Raw genomic sequence first — 21,354 nt, 5'->3', positions numbered from 1 at the left:
AATGTTCTTTGCCATGAATATAACTTCCTGATTTACAGGAACCACTTATATATATGTGTGAATGGAACAGGCTATTAATGGAGGTGTGCTTTTATGAAGTTGAGAAAGCTGGGATTGTACGGCGTAATCGTTGTCGTATTAATTTTCTTGTTTTTTTACCCGTTGGACTCATATATTTCGAAGCCAGGAGGTGCGTATGATCTAGCGCCACTTGTAGAAGTAGCAGGAGGCAGTGATCATGAAAGTGGGACATTTAATTTAATGACAATCTCCATCGCGAAAGCAACCCCGCTATCATACGCCTTTTCCAAATTCTCCGACCAGCGTAAAATTATGCCCGTTCAAAAGGTTCGGCGAGAAGGGGAAAATGACAAGGAATATAATATCCGGCAAAGAAAACTGATGTCCGATTCACAATTCAATGCAATTACGGTTGCCTTCGACCGTACAGGACTGCCTGTCAATATACAATTTGATGGTGTCTTTGTCGTCATGGTGCTTCCGGGCAGTGCGGCAGATAATATTTTGGAGGTCGGTGATAAAATACGATCTGTTGACGGTAAGGAACTGACAGAATCAGGCCAATTTGCTGATGTCATTTCCGGCAAAAAAGAAGGCGACAAGGTCGATTTGTCTGTTGAGAGAGGCGATAAACGCCTTAATGTCACTGTCGTATTGAAAGAGATACCTGAAGCGGAAGGGAAAATCGGTTTGGGGATTCAATTCCAGGAAGATCGTCTGCTGACGACTAAACCAGAAGTGAAATTCAGTACGGGAGAAATTGGCGGCCCATCTGCAGGACTAATGTTTACACTGGAAATTATGAACCAATTGACGGATGAAGATCTAACAAAAGGCTATGAAATCGCCGGGACTGGCGAAATGCTCCCAGATGGAACAGTCGGCAGAATTGGGGGGGCGGAGTTCAAAGTGATGGCTGCGTCTAAAGATGGAATCGAAATCTTTTTTGCCCCAGATGATGAACTTTCAGAGGAACTAAGAAGTGCCAACCCGGGAATCAAATCAAACTATGAGGAAGCTGTTGCAACGGCAAAAAAAATAGGCACGAAAATGAAAATCGTGCCTGTCAAGACAGTGGATGACGCTCTCGATTACTTAGAGAAGTTAGAGCCGAAATAATTAGAGGATAAGAGGCCGGTTGAGGTAATCCGTCCCTAACGTCGCACTCCTATGATCTTGTGTAATAGCTAATGCATAAATATCAGACGCCCTAATATCAACGGTTAAGGAAGGATCCTTAAAAGAGGCTGCTTTGCTTACCAATGGGAGCTTCAAATCCTTTTTGGTACGGTTTAAGTAGTCTCTTCCGTTTGCTGTCATGCCGAGCAACCGCAAATAGGAGGCATGGGGTATTTCTTCCCGCATAGTTGTGGTGAAGCCTGTAAGGATATGCGTGATCATCCGCTGAATGCGTGTCCACGTGTAACGCTTTGATTTAACTTGTTCCATGAAACCGCTATATGTTTGATTCGACAAAGCGGCTTTATAGATTGAGTTCTCCATGCCCTCTACAATATCAGCAATGGAAGTGAGCCGGGAAGGTCCTTCTCGGACAATGATCAGCCGCAAATAAGGATAGAAATGTTCCCAGCTCCCGAAAGCCTCGCGCTCTAGTTGCCATGATTGCAATAAACGCTCCGATGCTTCGGGAAGAAAGCCGGCTACTTCTTCCAAGGCGCCGCTTGTGAAAAACGTTTTGCGGATGCCTGTAGCGCTAGCTATGGTGTTTCCGGCAACAGTATCATCATGGTACTGCGCGACAATTCGGGGGATGGTGACAGGCGTCATAGATGATTGGATTTCCTTCGCCGCCTCCATATAATGATAACCTAGGATGTTATTCGGTTTCGTCAAGTTGACCGGCTGATCTGTTTTTTGGGCATCCTCAAGTATGCGCCTGTAGGCCTCGTTAAGGGCTTTCGGATAACTCGTCCCGCTAGACATAGCTTCCTTTACAGCTGCCTCATAGCTGACGCGGTGCTGATCAATAAAATCCAGGCTTTCAATGAAAGGCTGGATCGTGCCATCCTCGCTTCCGAAACAATAAGCATGGCAATGGGCTGCATCTAAAATTTCGATAGCCCCTCTTGCAAATACAGGTGCGTTTGCAGTAGCAAAGCGATAGGGCAATTCAAAGACAAGATCAACGCCGGACTGTAAAGCCATTTGAGCACGAGTCCATTTATCAACAAAAGCAGGTTCGCCCCGCTGAAGGAAGTTACCGCTCATCACAGCGATCATTACATCCGCACCGGTCCGCTTTTTTGCTTCCTGGACATGATGAAGATGCCCGTTATGAAACGGATTATATTCCACCACTATTCCTGTAGCTTTCAAAGTGACCATCCTTTCGGTATAATGTTAGATAGATTATACCTTTGTAGCAATAGGAGTGACAAGAAAAAATCTTGACATCCCTTTTTATGCATATTATAATCAACAGTGTTGTCTTGAGGTGATAGACATGAAATGGTCCATTCATCAATTACAGAAATACAGGCAAGGTTCCATGCCGCTTGACGAAGCGGTGAATCTTGAATCCGTCAAAGAACGGAACCCTGAAATCAGGGATATTACGCCTGTTCACGTAACTGGTAGCTGCACCATTGGTTCAAAAAAATTGACTTGCCGATTTAAGTTGGAAGGGAAGATGATTCTGCCGTGTTCTAGGACATGGGAAGATGTCGAATTTCCTTTTACGGTTGAGTCGGACGAGCAATTCAGTTGGGATGAAGCTGTCCTTGCAACGGATGATTCCATTCATCCGGTTGTAGGTGAAGTGATCGATCCAACCCCGATTTTGGAGGAACTTGTTCTTCTAGAAGTGCCACTTCAAATTTTCGGCGATACAGCTGAAGAGATGAAAGCAGCAGAGGGGAAGGGCTGGTCCTATACTACGGATGAACAGTACAATGAACAGCTCCAGAAAGAAAAGGAATCGAAAGTGGATCCGAGACTTGCAGGATTGGCTAAATTTTTTGATTCCGACAAAGACTAGGCGATCATAAGGAGGTGCCCCCGATGGCAGTACCAAAAAGAAGAACATCTAAAACAAAGAAAAGACTTCGTCGTACACACTTCAAATTACAAGTACCTGGCATGACAACTTGTGAAAACTGTGGCGAAATGAAATTGGCACACCGCGTTTGCAAATCTTGCGGTCATTACAAAGGTAAAGAAGTTGTAGGTGAATAATCAAGATTCGCTTGCAAATTGCCCTCTCCGATAGACGATTCTTCGTCCCGGGCGGAAGGCCACCGAGAGACCATGGCTCCGGTGGCTTTTTTCTATTCAAATATAGGTTAGAAAGGGATGGCTGGGATGGATTATCTTATAGAGTTCACGGATCAAACCGCAATGTTTACGATCAATCGTCCTGATATGCGGAATGCGATTAATTCCAACGTGATGGAAGGGCTGGAAAGCTTCGTTGCGGAAGTGGAAACGAACCAGAGCATCTCGTTTGCGGTCATTACAGGAAGTGGGGAAAAAGCATTTTGCTCTGGCGGCGATCTTTCGGAATTTCATCAATTCAGAACGGCGGAAGATGCATACCCGATGTTGAGCAGGATGGCAGGAATCCTTTATCGTTTATCCACGTTACCGGTGCCCGTAATTGCTCTTGTCAATGGCGCAGCTGTCGGCGGTGGGTGTGAAATCGCTTCGGCATGCGACTACCGTCTTGTTTCTAATAAGGCTAAAGCTGGCTTCATTCAAGGGACCCTTGCCATCACAAGCGGCTGGGGAGGAGCGACTCAGTTAATCGAAAAGATGGCCAGGCACGATGCCGTCCTCCGGTTTGTAAGTGAAGCTTCTGTATTAGAAGCATCGCACCTAGAGGAGATTGGCTGGGCGACTGAACAATACGAGGGAGATAAAATACAGGCTCTAGAACAATTTTTAAAAAGAATGGCCTTGATTCATCCTTCTGTTCACAGGGCGTATAAATCATTATTGATTCGTTCGTGGGAAGGAAAGGCAGTGAAGCAAAGGATGTTGGAGGAAGCGGAGCAATGTGCCCGACTTTGGGAAAGCGATGCACACCACGAGGCGGTTGCCAGATTTATTGGAAGGAAGCAATAAAACAAGTGGACTTTGAATTTGCAGAATAATTTAGTAGTCAAATAGTTGAAAACGGTTACATTGATAGTTTACACTGAAAGAGGGGAGAGATGATCAAGTCACTGGATGGGGGTATGACGATGGATAAAATATTGATTGCGAACCGTGGGGAAATCGCACTCAGAATCGTAAAAACATGCAAAAAGCTAGGCATTTCTACAGTTGCAGTCTACTCGGAAGCCGATAAGGAGTCACTCTTTGTGAAAGAGGCAGACGAGGCGTTTCTGATAGGTCCTCCGCCTGTTCAACAATCGTACTTAAAAGCCGATGAAATTATTGGCGTAGCGAAAACGAGCGGTGCGAAAGCGGTTCATCCTGGCTACGGGTTTTTATCCGAGAATGCAGAATTTGCAAGGAAAATCCGGGAAGCCGGCTTGGTTTTCATTGGTCCAGATGAAGAGACGATCGAACGGATGGGAGATAAGATCGAATCACGCAAGACGATGCAGGCTGCCGGTGTGCCAGTTGTACCGGGTACAGACGATGGTGTGGCGACTCTCGATGAGGCGAAGCAAGAAGCGGATAAAATCGGTTACCCTGTCATGCTAAAAGCGAGCAGCGGCGGTGGAGGAATCGGTATGGTGCTCTGTCAAAATGAGCAAGCGCTCAGTCAACAATTCCAAACCGTGAAAAATCGTGCGAAAGCTTATTTCGGTGATGATGTCGTTTTTCTTGAAAAATATATTGAAAACGCGCGCCATATAGAAGTTCAAATTTTCGGTGACAACCAAGGCAATATCGTCCATCTTTATGAACGAAACTGTTCGGTTCAGAGACGGAATCAAAAAGTCATTGAGGAATCACCTTCTCCTTGCTTATCCGAAGATGTCAGGGAGAGACTGCTGGCTTCCGCTGTGGAAGCGGCGAAAGCGGTTCATTATAAAAACGCAGGGACAGTTGAATTCATTGTCGGAGAAGATGACAGCTTTTATTTTCTAGAAATGAACACCCGCCTGCAAGTAGAGCATCCGATCACAGAAGAGGTGACTGGACTGGATCTTGTCGAGTGGCAGCTTGAGGTGGCAAAAGGAAATCCGTTGCCTATAACAGAGCAGCGCGATATAGAAACGACCGGCCATGCTCTGGAGTTTCGGCTGTATGCGGAAGATCCGCGCACATTCATGCCATCTCCCGGCTCGCTGCAAAAGCTCGATTGGGGTCGTGCAGTTGGGGTGAGGATTGATGCCGGTTATCAGGAAGGGGATCAAGTGACGCCTTTCTATGACCCGATGATTGCTAAAGTAATCATCCATGCAGACAATCGAGAAAAAGCGATTGAGCAATCGATCACGTTTTTTTCACAAGTTGGTATTGATGGGCTGAAAACGAATTTGCCTCTATTTAAGGAGTTTATCGAGTCAAAGGAATTCAAACAAGGGGATTATCATACGAAAGTTTTGGCTGATTGGCTGAAAACGCATAAAGGGGAGTTGGCAAAATGACAGAAGTGAAAGCGGCAATGGCAGGAACGGTTTTTACAGTGAATGTTTCGGTCGGTGATGAAGTAGAAGCTGGCCAGGTCATAGTTGTTCTGGAATCAATGAAAATGGAGATTCCCGTTGAAACGGAGTCTGCTGGCAAGGTGGTTTCCATTAACGTGAATGTCGGGGATTTTGTTAATGAAGAGGATGTCCTGGCAACTGTGGAAGCATAAACGAGGAAAAGGGTTGACGGAAGGGGTAATGATTCATGACGAAGACAACTGAGGGGCCAGCATATAACGAGAAGTTGCAAGAGAAATTGCAAACGATATTTCAAGGTGGCCATTTGAAATATCACGAAAAGCAAAAAGAGCAGAATAAGTTATTTGTCAGAGACCGGCTGGAATTATTATTCGATGATGGTGAGTATATGGAAGATGGCCGGTTTGCCAATTGCGAAGCGGCCGATTTGCCGGCGGATGGTGTGGTCACTGCGATGGGGAAAGTGAATGGGCAAACTGTATGTGTGATGGCGAATGATTCCACTGTAAAGGCCGGGTCGTGGGGTTCCCGGACAGTCGAAAAGATTATTCGCATTCAAGAAATTGCTGAAAAGAACCGGGTACCAATGCTTTACTTGGTCGACTCAGCAGGGGCAAGAATCACCGACCAGTTGGATATGTTTCCAAATCGACGCGGTGCTGGCCGTATATTCCATAACCAAGTCAGATTATCAGGGTTCATTCCACAAATTTGTATTCTGTTCGGACCCTCGGCAGCTGGCGGCGCCTACATCCCTGCGTTTTGCGATATTGTCATCATGGTAGACAAAAATGCGTCGATGTATTTGGGCTCTCCGCGAATGGCTGAAAAAGTAATTGGGGAAAAAGTGACGCTTGAGGAAATGGGCGGCGCGAGAATGCATTGTACGGTTAGTGGCTGTGGAGATGTCTTGGCTGCTGATGAACAAGAAGCGATTGCTGAAGCACGTCGCTACTTGGCCTACTTCCCTGCAAATTATACAATGGACCCGCCTATCCGTGAAAAGGTAGAAGCAAAAGCAGGACGGACGCTTGAAGAAATCATTCCGGAAAATCAGAATGCGCCGTTTGATATGTACGAGGCGATTGATGCCATTATTGACGAGGGCAGTTTTTTTGATATTAAAAAACGGTTCGCGCCAGAAATCATTACAGGGCTTGCCAGGATTGAAGGACAGCCTGTTGGAATTATTGCAAACCAGCCGAAAGTAAAAGGCGGCGTCCTCTTTGTCGATTCTGCGGATAAAGCCGCAAAATTCATCAATCTGTGTGATGCGTTTTCGATACCGCTTGTCTTTCTTGCTGACGTCCCTGGATTCATGATCGGGACGAAAGTAGAACGTGACGGAATTATTCGTCATGGGGCTAAACTGATTATGGCAATGAGTTCAGCAACTGTCCCTAAAATTTCAGTCATTGTTCGAAAAGCATATGGAGCTGGTCTTTATGCAATGGCGGGACCTGCATTCGAGCCGGATGTCTGCATAGCACTGCCGACTGCTCAAATCGCAGTCATGGGACCGGAAGCAGCTGTCAATGCTGTGTATTCCAATAAGATCGAAGCTATTGAAGATCCGAAAGAGAGAATGGCGTTTGTTCAGGAGAAACATAAGGAGTATAAAGCTGAAATCGACATTTACAAGATGGCTTCTGAAATGATTATTGATGAAATTATTGCTCCCTCCGATTTACGAATGGTTCTCGCGGAACGGTTCCGCTATTATTCAACTAAGAATATTCCGTTACCGCCTAAAAAACACCCTGTATATCCTGTATAATTAAAATATGAACGACAGAAAAGGTCCGCCTGCTTGCCAAGGGGGGCCTTTTCGAGTAAAGGAGGATGGCAAAATGGAGGTTGTAATTGCAGGGGCGGGATCAATCGGACTGATGTTCGGATCCTTCTTGGCTGAAAATGGCTACCGCGTTTCGTTTCTTGTCAGGCGTGCAGAACAGGCCGAACGGTTAGAAAAGGAAGGATTAGTTCGGTATAGGCACGGCGTAGAAGTTTCTAGACAAAAAGTAAAGGCCATCCGCAATGAAACCGACATACCGGTAGATGCATTGATAATTATTGCGGTAAAAACGGGTGGGCTTACCGATGTTGTCAATAAACTGAGGAATCTTCCTAATCCACTGCTATTCATTCAAAACGGGCTGAGTCATTATGAAATGGCGATGAACCTGGACGCAACTTCTAGAAGCTTGGCATTTGCGACAGTTGAACACGGGGCAGAACGACTAGGTGATAACATGGTGGCCCATCATGGTATTGGGTTTACCAAAATTGCTGTGGGCCGAGGAATTGCAACTGATTTCCGCTGGTTTGAAACGCTCCGATCTGAAGAGTTTCCTGTAGAATTTTATCCGAATGCGGAAAAACTGCTGCTTCGTAAAGTCATCGTCAATTGCTTGATTAATCCATTAACAGCCATCCTGCTACAGAAGAATGGTGAATTGCAGCGCAATCGACATAGCAAGGAATTGTTTAACCAATTATACGATGAGATTATGGCAGTGTTTCCTGAAATGAAAACGGATCTGCCGTATGATCAGGCTGCAGAAATTTGTCAGAGAACTGCATCCAATACATCTTCCATGTTAACGGATCGCATGCGAGGCAACCCGATGGAGATCGATGCGATAGTCGGTGCGCTCATTAGAAAAGCCGAGGATCGCGGTGGTGCATTGCCAATGTTGTCGATTTTTGAGAAACTATTAGTAGCAATGGACGGAGCGGGAGGTCTCAAGTGGTCATGGGAGGATTAATTTCAATTGTCATAGGCATTCTTATTTTATTTCCATTTATCGTAACATTGCTTTATCTTTTATTTGTCCGGCAAACGGGAAGAGCTTCACGGAAATCGTTTGGGCAGGCGGCCGATATTACAACGCCATTCCTCTTCCTGGCTGTCTATATTGTTTCGGATTCCATCTTCGGATCCCATGCAGGCATTTATGTGGTAGTCATCGCAATCATCATCGCAATTTGCTATGCCGTGCTCGAGAGGCTAAAAGTGAAAGAGTTTGAAATCATGCATTTGCTGAAAAAGATTTGGCGTTTATTTTTCTTATTGCTTGTCATTACATATGCGTTGCTTCTCATCGTAGGGTTAGTACTGAATATTATCAGTCATTTAAAATGATTTGCCCTGAATTCAAGGCTTTCAGTGCGTAAGTTTTTTAACAAGCGGGTTGTAATGTTATACTCTGTGCATACGAAGAAAAAAGGGGCATGAATGATGGAACTTGAAACACAATCACTGCCGATTACAAATAAAGTAATCGAGGCGTATTATCATGATCAGCAATTCATACATACATTTTTTGATTACGAACTGAATGAGGCGTCTTTCCGAGACCGTGCGCATGAATTGGCAGAGAGGACATTCAAAAGGAAGGAACTTTCCGAGGTAATGCGTTCCTTTATGGGACCGTTTGGTATCTCAGAACAGGCGGACCTCCATCTCCGTGAACTAGCATCCAATGCAGTTGCTGTAGTGGGAGGCCAGCAGGCAGGAATATTGACGGGTCCACTTTATTCGGTCCATAAGGCAATAACCGTCATTTTGCTGGCGAAAAAGCAAAGAGAAAAACTGGGAATCCCCGTTGTTCCTGTATTTTGGATCGCCGGGGAAGATCATGATTTGAATGAAATTAATCATGTCTACACACATAGTCGTGGCCAGGCGGTAAAACAGCAGTATGAGGAGAAGTTTATTTTTAAATGGATGGCTTCAGATGCCGAATATGATAAAGAGTTAATGAGACAGTATGTTCAAAGTATCTTCTCCAAGTATGGAGAGGCTGAGTATACAAAGACGTTATTGGCGGAAGTGCTTTCGGCAGTTGAGTCAGAATCAACATTTACCACCTTCTTCGTCCGGCTTATGAATGGAATGTTTAAGGAAGAAGGCTTATTATTTATTGATTCGGCTTTTGAAGGGCTGCGGAAATTGGAATCCGACTATTTTATCCGGCTCATCGAAGAGTCCGAGCAACTGGCAGAATTGATAGTTCGGAAAGAATTGATGTTTTCCGAAGCTGGACTGGGCCAGCCCATTTTTGCTGAAAAGGATGCCGCCAATCTTTTTTATATTCATGAAACAGGGCGTATTCTTCTTACGAGAGAATCGGGTGATTTCGTCAATCGCCAGACGGGTGTCCGTTTCACAAAAGAGGAACTGCTAGGCATTGCCAAAGAGAATCCGGAGTTGCTAAGCAATAATGTTGCGACAAGACCCATTATGCAAGATCTTATTTTTCCAGTCCTATCGTTTGTCGGCGGTCCAGGAGAACTATCTTATTGGGCATTATTAAAAGAGGCATTCCACCATATGGGGATCCGGATGCCGCTCTTTGTGCCGAGAATTTCGATGACGCTTGTGTCTCCGCACGCTGCTAAAGCGATGAGAAAAACCTCCCTTTCATTTGATGATGTAGTGGGCGGCCGACTCCAGACAGCTTATGAGGACTATGTTTCCTCTTTGCGAAACGATCGGCTGGACGCTGTTTTAAATGAAACGGAAGCATTGCTCGAAAGGCAATACAAAGAAATGGCCTTGACGTTAGATACAGAAGATGAAGTCATGAAGCAAATCCTGCTGAAAAACATAACGTTCCATAAAAAACAGTTGGACTTTGTCAGAAGGAAATCACAAGAGTCAATTCTTTTGAAAGACGATCAGGCATTGCGCCACTATCTCATCTTGGAAGGCGAGTTGTATCCTGGCGGATCGCTGCAGGAAAGAGTGTACACCCCGTATATGTTTATGAACAATTACGGGCCGTCTTTAATACAAGATCTTCTAAACATGCCGTTTGAACTCGATGGGAAACATTATCTCGTTTATTTATAAGAAAACGGATAAGGAGTTGTTGAACATGTTACAACAGGTTCGCAACATCATGGTGTGAGGACCTATCGCTTAAGACAAAAACAAATCCGCAACAGAAGTCGGCTTTTCTAGAAATAAGTTACTATAAGGTGCAACAAGTTCATATGTTTTGATATGCACACTAACCTCTTGGTATCTGCCAGGAGGTTTTTTTATGTTCATTTATGAAAATTGTCTTCCCTGGCATTGTTGGTTTATGTAAAAATCTCAATGAAACAAGTACTATTGACACATTTTCTTAGGAAAGAAGAATATAGGTGGAGGAATGTGGGGGGATGTGGTACATTAAATTCATATAGTGGGGTGAAGAGTATGTTCATGGGTGAATATCAACATACTGTCGATACAAAAGGCCGGCTGATTGTCCCTTCTAAATTCAGGGAACATTTGGCGGACGGTTTTGTGTTGACCCGCGGATTGGATAATTGTCTCTTCGGTTACCCTATGGATGAATGGAAGCGACTGGAGGAAAAGTTGAAAGCGTTGCCCGTAACGAAAAAAGATGCGCGTGCATTCGCAAGGTTTTTCTTCTCAGGTGCCACTGAAGTCGAGATAGACAAGCAGGGCCGAGTCAATATTCCATCATCCTTGCTCAACTATTCAAAGATTGAAAAGGACTGTGTGGTCATCGGGGTTTCGAGCCGTATTGAGATTTGGTCAAAATCACTTTGGGACTCCTATTACGATGAATCTGAACAGTCATTTAATGAAATAGCGGAGAACATTATCGACTTTGATTTTTAAAGTACCAATGTAGGAAGCGCTATTGAACACACACAGAAAGAGGGCGGTTTCGATTTTTAACCATGTTACAGTTTTGCTTCATGAAGCCGTCGAAGGCTTACATATAAGAGAAGATGGTATTTATGTGGACTGCACACTTGGCGGCGCCGGCCACAGTTTGGAAATTGTAAAAAGGCTGTCACCTGAAGGCAGACTGATCTGCTTTGATCAGGATACGACAGCAATTGAGGCGGCCAAGGTTACGCTGAAGGATTATTTGGATAGGGTTACATTTATCCGTTCAAACTTCCGATATCTTAAACAGGAATTAGAGGGCATTGGTGTCACTGAGGTAGATGGAGTGTTGTACGATTTAGGCGTCTCGTCTCCACAGTTGGATACGCCTGAGAGAGGGTTCAGCTATAACCATGAAGCGCAATTGGATATGCGTATGGATATGGAAGCTGATTTAACTGCCTATGAGGTCGTGAATAAATGGCCGTTTGAAGAGTTGGTCCGGGTTTTTTATCGATATGGTGAAGAAAAATTCGCAAAGAATATTGCGCGTAAAATTGAAGAAGCGCGAGGTAAACAGCCGATCCAAACGACTTCTGATCTAGTTGATCTCATTAAAGCCGGCATACCTGCCGCTGCACGCAGAACAGGTGGACATCCGGCCAAACGGGTATTCCAAGCGATTCGTATTGCGGTCAATGATGAGCTGGGTGCAGCTGAAGATTCGATTTCCGATGCGATCGGGCTGTTGAGAAAAGGCGGCCGTATTTGTGTCATTACCTTCCACTCATTGGAGGACCGTTTATGCAAAACGATATTCAAGGAAGCTTCCTCCTTACCGGAACTACCGCCGAATTTGCCGGTCATTCCGGAAGGAATGGAACCGATACTCAAACTAGTATCTAGGAAGCCGATCCTTCCAAGCGAAACAGAAATAGAAGAAAATAAGCGTTCGAGATCTGCGAAACTGAGAATCGCAGAAAAATTGTAAAGGGGGAATAACTGATGGGATTAGCCCAAAAGAAGATGCAGACATATAGCAGTCCAGCAATTGAGACGACCAAATCGCCGATTCAACAACCTTCACAGCGTCCTTCAAGAAAACTGTTTTCCAAAGGTGAAAAATTTCTCTTTATGGTGTTCGGCGCCGTGGTCATCGCTTTTTCTGTAATGATTTTGCACACGCAAGCGCAAATCAATGATACCAATAAGGAAGTGCAGCTCATCAACAAACAAATTGAAGAAACTACAAAACAGAATACGGAGTTGTCCTTCCAAGTAAGTGAGAAATCTACATACGAAGTCATTTGGGAGAAAGCGAAAGCGCTCGGCTTGGACCTTAACGAAAAGAACGTGAAGGTAGTGTCTGGACAATGAAGAAGAAATTTCGATTTCAATGGGGAGCCTTTCTGATGTTTGTAGTTTTTGGGGGGCTCTTTTTTCTATTGATGGTCCGATTTTTATCCATTCAAATTACCGGACAAGCTGAAGGGCGGCCGCTCGCCGCAATGGCCGCCTCAAAATATGCGAGAGAAAATGTATTAAAAGCGCAGCGCGGAGAAATTGTGGATCGCAATGGTGAGCTGATTGCATCCGATACCATCAGCTACCGACTGTTTGCAGTCATCAGTGATAAAGCGACTCCAAACGGATCCAAGACTCTCTACCATGTCGTGGATTATGACAAAACGGCAGAGGTCTTGAGTCAATATATTGCAATGCCAAAACAAGAGATTCTGCAAAAGCTGGAAAGTGCAGCGAACAAGGAAAAAGTGCCTTGGCAAATCGAATTCGGGAAAGCCGGGAATGGCATCAATCATGAAACGATGGAAAAAATAAAAAAAGCGTTAAAGAGAGAAGGCCTTACCGGAATTAACTTCATGGAAGAGAAAAAGCGGCTTTATCCAAATGGGAATTTCGCTTCTTATCTGATCGGTTTCGCAATGCGTGAGGAGCAAAAAGATGGCTCTTATAAGACAGTAGGAAAGATGGGTCTGGAAAAGACGTACGATAAGCAATTGACAGGCACTGATGGGAAGGTGGATTTCCAGTCGGACGTATGGGGGTTTATCCTTCCGAAAAGTGAGAAAATCATTACTTCGCCACAAGACGGAAATGAAATCCATTTGACGCTTGATAAAACGATCCAAAATTTTGTTGAAGATGCCATGTCGCGGGTGGAGAAGGAGTATTCTCCGAAAAAAATGCTTGTCATTGTGGCAAATCCAAAAACAGGTGAAATATATGCAATGAGCCAGCGGCCGTCCTTCCACCCAGGTACAAGAGAAGGGTTGACGGAAAACTGGTTGAATGAAGCAGTGGAAACGACGGTTGAACCAGGTTCCACAATGAAAATGTTTACACTTGCCGCAGCGATTGAAGAAAATAAATGGGATCCTGCTGCTAAATATAACTCCGGTCAATATACGATTTATGATCGCACTATACGAGATCATAAACGTGGAGGCTGGGGAAGTATAACATTTTTGGAAGGATTCCAGCGTTCTTCAAACGTGTCGATGGCCTACTTGCTGGAGCGTTTAGGAGATCGAAAGTTCATTGAGTACGTAGAAAAGTTTGGATTCGGAGAAAGGGTCGGAATTGATCTGCCGCACGAAGCGGCGGGACACATTTTGGACAGCTATCCATCTGAACGATTGACGACATCATACGGACAGGGCTCCACTGTGACACCGATACAAATGATTCAAGCTGCAACCGCAATAGCGAATGACGGAGTGATGATGAAACCGTATGTCATTGACAAAATCATTAACCCGAATACAGGTGACACGGTTCAAAACCATAAGTCGGAAGAAAAGGGACGTCCGATTTCAAAAGATACGGCTAAAAAAGTACGGGATATTTTGGCGTCCACTGTTACGTCAGAGGTCGGGACGGGACGGAAGTTCGCAATCCCCGGGTACGATATTGGCGGAAAGACAGGAACTGCAGAAATACCTGATTCCCGAGGTAAATACTTGTCAGGTGATGGAAATTATTTGTATTCATTCCTAGGGATGGCACCGATCGAGGATCCGCAGCTCGTCACTTATGTTTACGTCCAACAGCCTCAATTAAAACCGGGCGAAATCGGATCGGACCCTGTATCCAAAGTGTTTAACTCGGTTATGGAAAGCAGTTTAAAGTATTTGAATATCGTTCCTGAAAATGTGGAAAAGACTGAGACTTTCAAGCTGGATAATTATGCAGGGAAAGAGTCGGGAGCAGTCATTGAAGGGTTGACGGAAAAAGGAATCCGTCCGGTGCTCATCGGCGAAGGCGGGAAAATTGTCTCGCAATATCCGAGCGAAGGGACGAAGCTGACGAAGGATTCCTTAGTATTATTAAAAACAGCTGGCAAAACAGAACTTCCTGATTTTACTGGCTGGTCTAAAAAAATGGTTCTGTCCTTTAAACAACAATCCGGACTCGATATTCGGTTGAATGGGGATGGATTCGTCATGGAACAAAGTTTGTCCCCCGGCACGGTTGTGAACGCCAATGAACCATTGGTTATCATTTTACAACCGCCAAAAGAGCAGTATGAACAGCAGGAAACGGAAGACGAACAAGAACAGATTATCGGTGGTTGACGAATAGGAGCGTCCACACATTCATAGGTTGTTATAAAAAACGGAAGGTGTGGAGTCCTGCGAAAAGCTATTACCATTCAATCGAAAAAGAGAATCCGCGCTGTATTCGTCCTCTTTCTCATTGCATTGATGCTTGTTGTTGGAAAGCTGTTTCATGTACAAATTATTAAGCACGAATGGTTGAAAGAAAGAGCGGAAGCGAATTGGGACAGGGAAATACCTTTTGGTGCCGTGAGGGGCAATATTAATGACCGCAATGGAAAGATGATTGTGGGAAATCAATTGGCCCCCACCTTGTATTTTATGCCTTCTCAAAACAAAGATATTGAAAAGAGTGCAGCTCTTCTGGCCCCGATTTTGGGAGCTGACAAAGAAGAATTACTTGAGAAAATGTCTAAAAAGGGATATATGAACAAATTGGCGCCTGAAGGGAAAAACATTACGAAGGAACAAGCGGATGAAATTGCCAAACTTCAAATAGAAGGGCTGTACACAGGCGTAGATTTTATCCGTACGTATCCGTATAAAGATTTACTGGCCCGTCTGATTGGATTTACTGGCTATGACGGAGATGGTCTTGCGGGAATTGAATTTGCGTATGATGAATTTCTTAAAGGTACAGGCGATGTCATCCGGATGTATACGGATGCAAGGACTATCCCGCTCCCTCATGTAGATGACGGGTTCCAAACAGGGAAAAACGGTGCTACAGTCGAACTGACCATAGATCTGGAAATGCAGCAAATCGTGGAACGTGAATTAATGCAGGCGATGGAAAAGTATGATGCCGCTCAAGCACTCGGCATCGTTATGAATCCAAAAACAGGTGAAATTTTATCGTTGGCCTCTTTTCCGACTTTTGATCCCGCCAATTACCAAGAAGCCGATCAATCGATTTACAATCGTAACCTGCCAGTCTGGATGACATTTGAACCAGGCTCGACATTTAAAATTGTTACTCTAGCCGCCGGATTGGAAGAGAAGGTCATCGATCTACATAATGATCACTTTAATGATCCGGGCTATACCAAGGTAGCGAATGCGAAGTTGCGATGTTGGAAGCGTTCCGGTCATGGACATCAGTCCTTTTTAGAGGTAGTTGAAAATTCATGTAACCCGGGTTTCATAGAAATCGGCCAACGTCTTGGAAGTGAAAGATTGGATAAATATATTCGCGATTTTGGTTTTGGTGCATCAACAGATTCAGGAATAGCTGGAGAAGCGAAGGGAATCCTATTTTCTAAAGAAGCATTCGGTCCGGTCGAACAAGCGACCACTGCATTTGGCCAAGGAATTTCCGTTACACCGATCCAGCAGGTGCAAGCTGTTTCAGCAGCCATTAATGGGGGTAATCTTTATAAGCCCTATATCGTAAAAGAGATAAAAGACGAGAATGGAAAGACGATCCGTTCTTTTGAACCCGAATTAAAGCGGAGAGTCATCAGCGAGGAGACATCTGCACAAGTGCGGGGCGCATTGGAGTCCGTTGTCGCAAACGGTTCTGGCCGCAACGCCTTTACAGATGGTTTGCGAGTCGGCGGTAAGACAGGAACTGCCCAGAAAGTCGTTGACGGTACGTATAAAGATGGAGATTATATCGTTTCCTTTATTGGTTTTGCCCCGGCGGATGATCCGGAGCTTCTCGTTTATGTTGCAGTGGACAGTCCTCAAAACTCGATTCAGTTCGGCGGTGTCATTGCAGCTCCCATTGTGGGACGAATCATTGAGGAGATCGCACCATTGGCTGGCATAACAAAAAGAGAGGGTCAGCTGGAGAAAGAATATCGGTGGGGTGACCCGATTACGCATCGTGTTCCTGATTTGACAGGCATGACGAAAAGTATGATCGCAAGACAGCTTCATACGTACCGGATTGAGTGGCATGGAGATGGAGAGAAAGTGAAGTATCAGCTGCCTGCTGCAGACACATTGATGCAAGTGGATGATGTCATCCATTTGTATACGGAATGAGTTAAGAATATCTGTCTTTTGCTAGGAAGTCCTCATCAATTATATGGGAAAAAGAGTGGGGACTTCCAGGAATAAGTGGTAAAAAATTATAGCGCAATATCAATATTTACTTTAAGATGATAGAAGATCTTGTTTCAAAACAATTAAGGAGAACTTACTATGACACTCGTCACTACTTTATCGGCAATCGCCGTTACATTTGTATTGACAGCAATCATTGGTATTGCTGTCTTGCCATTACTTCGAAAGTTGAAATTTGGCCAGAGTATCAGGGAAGAAGGTCCGGAAGCTCATCAGAAGAAGGCGGGTACGCCGACAATGGGCGGCCTTATTTTCTTGATTTCGATCATCATTTCAATGTTCGTTTTATCATACATATATGAAGATGTGTTGACTACACAGACAATTGTTTTGATGCTTGTACTAGCCGGTTTCGGGATCATTGGATTTTTGGATGATTTCATTATCGTCGTGATGAAACGGAATCTTGGCTTGACGTCAATACAAAAATTGATTGGTCAAATTATTATTGCCATCGCGGCTTTCTTCCTTTTAAAAATGGGACCTTTCGATACAACATTGCAAATCCCTTATACTGACATCAAACTTGAGATGGGTGTGTTCTATGTAGCATTTCTCGTCTTTTGGCTCGTTGGGTTTTCAAATGCGGTAAATTTAACAGATGGTTTGGATGGTCTTGTTGCTGGAACGTCTACCATAGCTTTTGCAGCTTTCGGTGTTCTTGGATTACTTTATGAACAAAATGATATAGCAATGTTTGCATTTGTTGTATCAGGAGCAATGCTTGGCTTCCTGTTATTTAATTTGAAACCTGCAAAAGTATTCATGGGAGATACGGGCTCGCTTGCACTAGGGGGGGCACTCGCAATGTTGTCCGTCCTTGTGAAGCAGGAGTTGCTTTTGCTGTTAATCGGACTTGTATATGTCATCGTAACACTCTCGGTAATTATCCAAGTTACGAGCTTTAAATTGACGGGCAAGCGGGTATTCAAGATGAGCCCGATTCATCACCATTTTGAATTGTCCGGCTGGTCGGAATGGAAAATTGTCGTTGTATTTTGGGGAGTTGCTTTACTCTCGGCCTTATTGCCAGTCCTGTTGGAGGTGTTATCATGAAAAATCCCGATCAATTTTCAGGAATGAAAGTTCTCGTGCTTGGACTTGCAAAAAGTGGATTCGCTGCCGCCAATATGCTTCATAAAGCAGGCGCAGAGGTTGTAGTCAACGATGCATCTCCTGAAGAGGGGAATCAAGAAGCGCACCTCTTGAAAGAAAAAGGAATTGAAGTCATCTGTGGAGGACATCCGCCTGACATCCTTGAGTACGGCTTTGATCTTATTGTGAAAAACCCGGGAATTCCATATTCCAATCCAGTTATTGAAAAAGCGATTCAAAAGGGGCTTCCGGTCTGGACAGAAGTGGAGCTAGCGTATCGGATTAGCGAAGCACCCGTTATCGCTGTGACAGGTTCGAATGGTAAAACGACGACTACCACACTTCTTTTTCATATTTTAAATATTGGCGGGAAGAAGCCGTTGATAGCTGGAAATATAGGAACGGTCGCTACTTCTGTAGCGCAGGAAGCACATGCCGATCAGTTAATTGTTATGGAAGTTTCCTCCTTTCAATTGGCTGGAACAGAGATGTTTAAGCCACATATTTCCATTTGGACGAATTTATATGATGCCCATTTGGACTATCATGGTTCGCCCGAGGCTTATGCCCAGGCGAAGGCGAATATCACAAAGAATCAAACTGCTGAGGATTATTTAATTTATAATGCCGATCAACCCGAGCTGTTGGAACATATGAAAGACAGCCATGCTACGCTGGTGCCATTTTCTCTTTCAGGGCGTACAGAAAGTGGCATCTCTGCAGATGAACAATTTATTTATTGGAAAGGCGAGCCTTATGCCGAGCGCGCCATGATCAAACTGCCGGGAAGGCATAATCTTGAAAACATACTTGCAGCAACTGCAGCGGCTATTTTGATGGATTGCGATAAGGAAACTATAGAAGATGTCTTGAGTTCATTTACAGGCGTTCGCCATCGTATGCAATTTGTGAAAGAGATAAAAGGCCGCAAGTTTTATAACGATTCTAAGGCGACCAACACATTGGCTACAAAGAGCGCACTCTCCTCATTTGAACTGCCAACGATCTTAATTGCGGGTGGGTTAGACCGAGGCCATAGCTTTGAGGAATTACGGCCTCATATGACACATGTCAAATCCGTCATTGCAGTAGGCGAGACGGCAGAGCGATTTAATGAGTTTGCGTCCTCCTGTGGTATCACAAATATTACTGCAGCTGGCACGATGGATGATGCGATCCAGCAAGCGTACGGGCAATCTGAGCCCGGAGACGTGATTTTGCTTTCTCCCGCCTGCGCAAGCTGGGATCAATATAAAAACTTCGAACAGCGGGGGGATGCGTTCATAGAAGCAGTCATGAAGCTATAGAACGGCTTTTCTTATTTTAAAAACGGAAGGATGCGTTCACTGGAGCAGAAACTGAAAGCAGCGTTTGTCATTTCGGCAGTGGCGCTGTCGTTCATCGGGCTTATTTTTGTCCATTCGGCAGGTTCTTACTGGGGAAAAATCCATTATGCCGATTCATCACCGTTCATTGTAAAACAAGGAATCTACATGGCAATATCATTTGGGGTTGCTTACCTGATGATGAAAAGTCCTCTGCTGTCGAACTCGACATTTTGGACCTATTTCTACTACATTGCGATTATTTTGCTAGCAGCAGTGCTGATTCCTGGCATTGGGGCGGTTCGGAACGGATCACAAAGCTGGATTGCTCTTGGACCTTTTAGCATACAACCGGCGGAGTTTGTGAAGGTGGCGTTAATTGGCAAGTTGGCTTGCAGCATGAGAAAGCCGAGCGGGAAAAATCCATTTGAGATCAAGCACTTTGTTCTCATTTTGCTGCCGGCCGCTCTGATTATGATGCAACCTGATTTAGGCTCAGCCGTCATCATGATTGTAAGTGCGTTCGTCATCTTGTTCATCGCGGGCTATCCATTAACGTTTTTTGGGCTATTAGGCGTCGGCGGTGTTGGTGCGTTTATCGTCCTGATCGCTTCTGCCGCCTATCGGATGGATCGGATTAAATCTTACATTGATCCGTGGAGCGATCCGTTAGGAAAAGGATTTCAGGGCATTCAATCCTTATTTGCAATCGCGCCTGGCGGGTTGTTTGGGCATGGCTTCGGGAATAGCCGTCAAAAGTATTTATACTTGCCTGAACCTCAGAACGACTTCATCTTCTCCATCATTGCGGAGGAGACCGGGTTCATCGGAGCAACGACGTTATTAATCCTATTTGGAGTCTTGCTGTTTTCGGCATTCGGCATTGCAATACGGACAAAAACGTTTCATGCGTTTCTCATCACATCCGGGATGGCCTCAATGATTATTTTTCAAACCTTTTTAAACACAGGTGTTGTATCAGGGCTATTGCCGGTCACAGGTGTTACATTGCCTTTCATCAGTTATGGAGGATCCTCTCTTTTGACAACTTGGATGGCAGTCGGTACCATTTTGCATTTTGCATTCTATCGGGAACAAAGTAGATAAGGAGGGGACAATATGGACAAAGTCATAGATATTCAAGAAAGAATACCATCTATGCGTGAAAAACGCCGCAGAAAAACGAATAAAAAGTTTGTCTTCATATTGGCTGTGTTCTGTATTGCCCTTCTATTTCTGCTTTATTTTCAATCGCCACTAAGTAAAATCGGCGATATCCATGTGAAAGGCGCAAAGCTGCAGGACGATAATTTCTATATACAAGAAAGCGGTATTGTAACAAATGGCTCTTTGTGGGGTTTTAAAATGGATGAGGCCGAGCGTGCACTAAAAAAGCTGGAAGGGGTAAAACAAGCAAAAGTTTCAAGGAAGTGGTTCCATGATGTTGAGATTTCAATCACTGAATGGAAAACGGTCGCGTATTTGGAGAAGAAAGGCCAGTACAGCATCTTGCTGGAAAATGGGAAGGCTTTTCATGGCGGGACTGTAAAACCGGATGTTCCTATTTTGTCCAACGTGGATGATGTTGAACTGGCACAAAGGATTATTAAACAGATGTTGAAAATGGACAAGAATGTCTCGCAGTTAATTTCAGAAATCATCTACGCAGGAGATGAGGTTGATCCGGACAGTCTGGTAATTTATATGGACGATGGATATGAAGTACATGCGGAGATCCCATCGCTGGCGGAGAAGATGGATTATTATCCAGAAATTACTGCGCAGTTATCAGGCTATGAAAAAGGTATAATCGATATGGAAGTCGGCACCTTTTTCACTCCGTTTAGTGAAGCGTATGGGACTGGAAAGGAAGGTGAGGTGGATGAAGAAGAAGAAAGCGAATGACGATAACCGGAAAAGGGGACAGCACATCCTGTTTCCGTTAGTCTTTCTTGTTCTTGGATTCATTTTCGCTTTTTCTTACCGGATGTTGGGCAATCAGCATGAGGAGGAGGCTTATCAATACCCGTCCCTCTTGCAGGAGG

Annotated in this window: 20 protein-coding genes; 19 read left to right on the top strand and 1 reads right to left on the bottom strand. The window is 44.5% G+C overall.

The window, feature by feature from the left end:
• Positions 1–93 precede the first annotated feature (93 nt).
• Positions 94–1,140, top strand: a complete 1,047-nt coding sequence (locus NCCP2222_RS08415; protein WP_248511441.1) for a SepM family pheromone-processing serine protease — start codon at positions 94–96, stop codon at positions 1,138–1,140.
• Here the strand turns inward: NCCP2222_RS08415 and NCCP2222_RS08410 are convergent, their stop codons facing one another.
• Positions 1,141–2,367, bottom strand: coding sequence for a nucleotidyltransferase (locus NCCP2222_RS08410; protein WP_375709168.1), 1,227 nt, complete (start codon positions 2,365–2,367; stop codon positions 1,141–1,143).
• Positions 2,368–2,485: 118 nt separating this feature from the next.
• Between NCCP2222_RS08410 and NCCP2222_RS08405 the strand changes: the two genes are divergently transcribed.
• The 18 genes from NCCP2222_RS08405 (at position 2,486) to NCCP2222_RS08320 (ending at position 21,214) form a co-directional block, all read left to right on the top strand.
• A complete protein-coding gene (locus tag NCCP2222_RS08405) occupies positions 2,486–3,019 on the top strand; it encodes a YceD family protein (RefSeq protein WP_248511437.1) in 534 nt (177 codons plus the stop codon).
• A gap of 23 nt (positions 3,020–3,042) precedes the next feature.
• The gene (gene rpmF / locus NCCP2222_RS08400; RefSeq protein WP_184206909.1) at positions 3,043–3,216 is read left to right on the top strand and encodes a 50S ribosomal protein L32; all 174 of its coding nucleotides are present in this window, start codon (positions 3,043–3,045) and stop codon (positions 3,214–3,216) included.
• 126 nt (positions 3,217–3,342) lie between these two features.
• On the top strand, positions 3,343–4,104 hold the full coding sequence (locus NCCP2222_RS08395; protein ID WP_248511436.1) for an enoyl-CoA hydratase/isomerase family protein: 762 nt from the start codon (positions 3,343–3,345) through the stop codon (positions 4,102–4,104).
• Between the two features lie 119 nt (positions 4,105–4,223).
• The gene (locus NCCP2222_RS08390; RefSeq protein ID WP_248511435.1) at positions 4,224–5,585 is read left to right on the top strand and encodes an acetyl-CoA carboxylase biotin carboxylase subunit; all 1,362 of its coding nucleotides are present in this window, start codon (positions 4,224–4,226) and stop codon (positions 5,583–5,585) included.
• On the top strand, positions 5,582–5,797 hold the full coding sequence (locus NCCP2222_RS08385) for a biotin/lipoyl-binding carrier protein (protein WP_248511433.1): 216 nt from the start codon (positions 5,582–5,584) through the stop codon (positions 5,795–5,797). Before NCCP2222_RS08390 ends, NCCP2222_RS08385 begins: the two co-directional genes overlap by 4 nt.
• Positions 5,798–5,832: 35 nt before the next feature.
• Positions 5,833–7,383: an acyl-CoA carboxylase subunit beta gene (locus NCCP2222_RS08380; RefSeq protein ID WP_248511431.1), complete on the top strand. Its 1,551-nt coding sequence runs from the start codon at positions 5,833–5,835 to the stop codon at positions 7,381–7,383.
• A 73-nt stretch (positions 7,384–7,456) separates the two neighbouring features.
• Positions 7,457–8,374 carry a ketopantoate reductase family protein gene (locus NCCP2222_RS08375; protein ID WP_248511429.1) on the top strand — a complete coding sequence of 306 codons (918 nt, stop codon included), beginning with the start codon at positions 7,457–7,459 and terminating at the stop codon, positions 8,372–8,374.
• Positions 8,362–8,751 carry a DUF3397 family protein gene (locus NCCP2222_RS08370; protein WP_248511427.1) on the top strand — a complete coding sequence of 130 codons (390 nt, stop codon included), beginning with the start codon at positions 8,362–8,364 and terminating at the stop codon, positions 8,749–8,751. Before NCCP2222_RS08375 ends, NCCP2222_RS08370 begins: the two co-directional genes overlap by 13 nt.
• Positions 8,752–8,847: 96 nt before the next feature.
• Positions 8,848–10,464, top strand: a complete 1,617-nt coding sequence (gene bshC / locus NCCP2222_RS08365; protein WP_248511425.1) for a bacillithiol biosynthesis cysteine-adding enzyme BshC — start codon at positions 8,848–8,850, stop codon at positions 10,462–10,464.
• A 351-nt stretch (positions 10,465–10,815) separates the two neighbouring features.
• On the top strand, positions 10,816–11,247 hold the full coding sequence (mraZ, locus tag NCCP2222_RS08360) for a division/cell wall cluster transcriptional repressor MraZ (protein WP_238084259.1): 432 nt from the start codon (positions 10,816–10,818) through the stop codon (positions 11,245–11,247).
• Between the two features lie 52 nt (positions 11,248–11,299).
• A complete protein-coding gene (gene rsmH, locus NCCP2222_RS08355; protein WP_248511825.1) occupies positions 11,300–12,232 on the top strand; it encodes a 16S rRNA (cytosine(1402)-N(4))-methyltransferase RsmH in 933 nt (310 codons plus the stop codon).
• Between the two features lie 14 nt (positions 12,233–12,246).
• Positions 12,247–12,618, top strand: coding sequence for a cell division protein FtsL (gene ftsL / locus NCCP2222_RS08350; RefSeq protein ID WP_248511424.1), 372 nt, complete (start codon positions 12,247–12,249; stop codon positions 12,616–12,618).
• A gap of 35 nt (positions 12,619–12,653) precedes the next feature.
• On the top strand, positions 12,654–14,837 hold the full coding sequence (locus NCCP2222_RS08345; protein ID WP_248511423.1) for a penicillin-binding protein: 2,184 nt from the start codon (positions 12,654–12,656) through the stop codon (positions 14,835–14,837).
• A 57-nt stretch (positions 14,838–14,894) separates the two neighbouring features.
• The gene (locus tag NCCP2222_RS08340; protein WP_375709176.1) at positions 14,895–16,808 is read left to right on the top strand and encodes a penicillin-binding transpeptidase domain-containing protein; all 1,914 of its coding nucleotides are present in this window, start codon (positions 14,895–14,897) and stop codon (positions 16,806–16,808) included.
• Between the two features lie 159 nt (positions 16,809–16,967).
• Positions 16,968–17,945 (top strand): phospho-N-acetylmuramoyl-pentapeptide-transferase, encoded by a 978-nt coding sequence (gene mraY / locus NCCP2222_RS08335; protein ID WP_248511421.1) that lies wholly within the window; start codon positions 16,968–16,970, stop codon positions 17,943–17,945.
• On the top strand, positions 17,942–19,291 hold the full coding sequence (murD, locus tag NCCP2222_RS08330) for a UDP-N-acetylmuramoyl-L-alanine--D-glutamate ligase (RefSeq protein ID WP_248511418.1): 1,350 nt from the start codon (positions 17,942–17,944) through the stop codon (positions 19,289–19,291). The genes mraY and murD overlap by 4 nt, the downstream gene beginning before the upstream one ends.
• A 30-nt stretch (positions 19,292–19,321) precedes the next feature.
• Positions 19,322–20,416: a putative lipid II flippase FtsW gene (ftsW, locus tag NCCP2222_RS08325; RefSeq protein ID WP_238084248.1), complete on the top strand. Its 1,095-nt coding sequence runs from the start codon at positions 19,322–19,324 to the stop codon at positions 20,414–20,416.
• Between the two features lie 12 nt (positions 20,417–20,428).
• Entirely contained in the window at positions 20,429–21,214 is a 786-nt protein-coding gene (locus NCCP2222_RS08320) for a cell division protein FtsQ/DivIB (RefSeq protein ID WP_248511416.1), read from the top strand.
• The last annotated feature ends 140 nt before the right edge of the window (positions 21,215–21,354 follow it).

It is taken from the genome of Sporosarcina sp. NCCP-2222 (genome assembly GCF_023168145.1).
In the GTDB taxonomy this organism is placed as follows: domain Bacteria; phylum Bacillota; class Bacilli; order Bacillales_A; family Planococcaceae; genus Sporosarcina.
The sequence above is the reverse complement of the archived record's forward strand: the minus strand, read 5'-3'. Positions and strand labels throughout refer to the sequence as shown.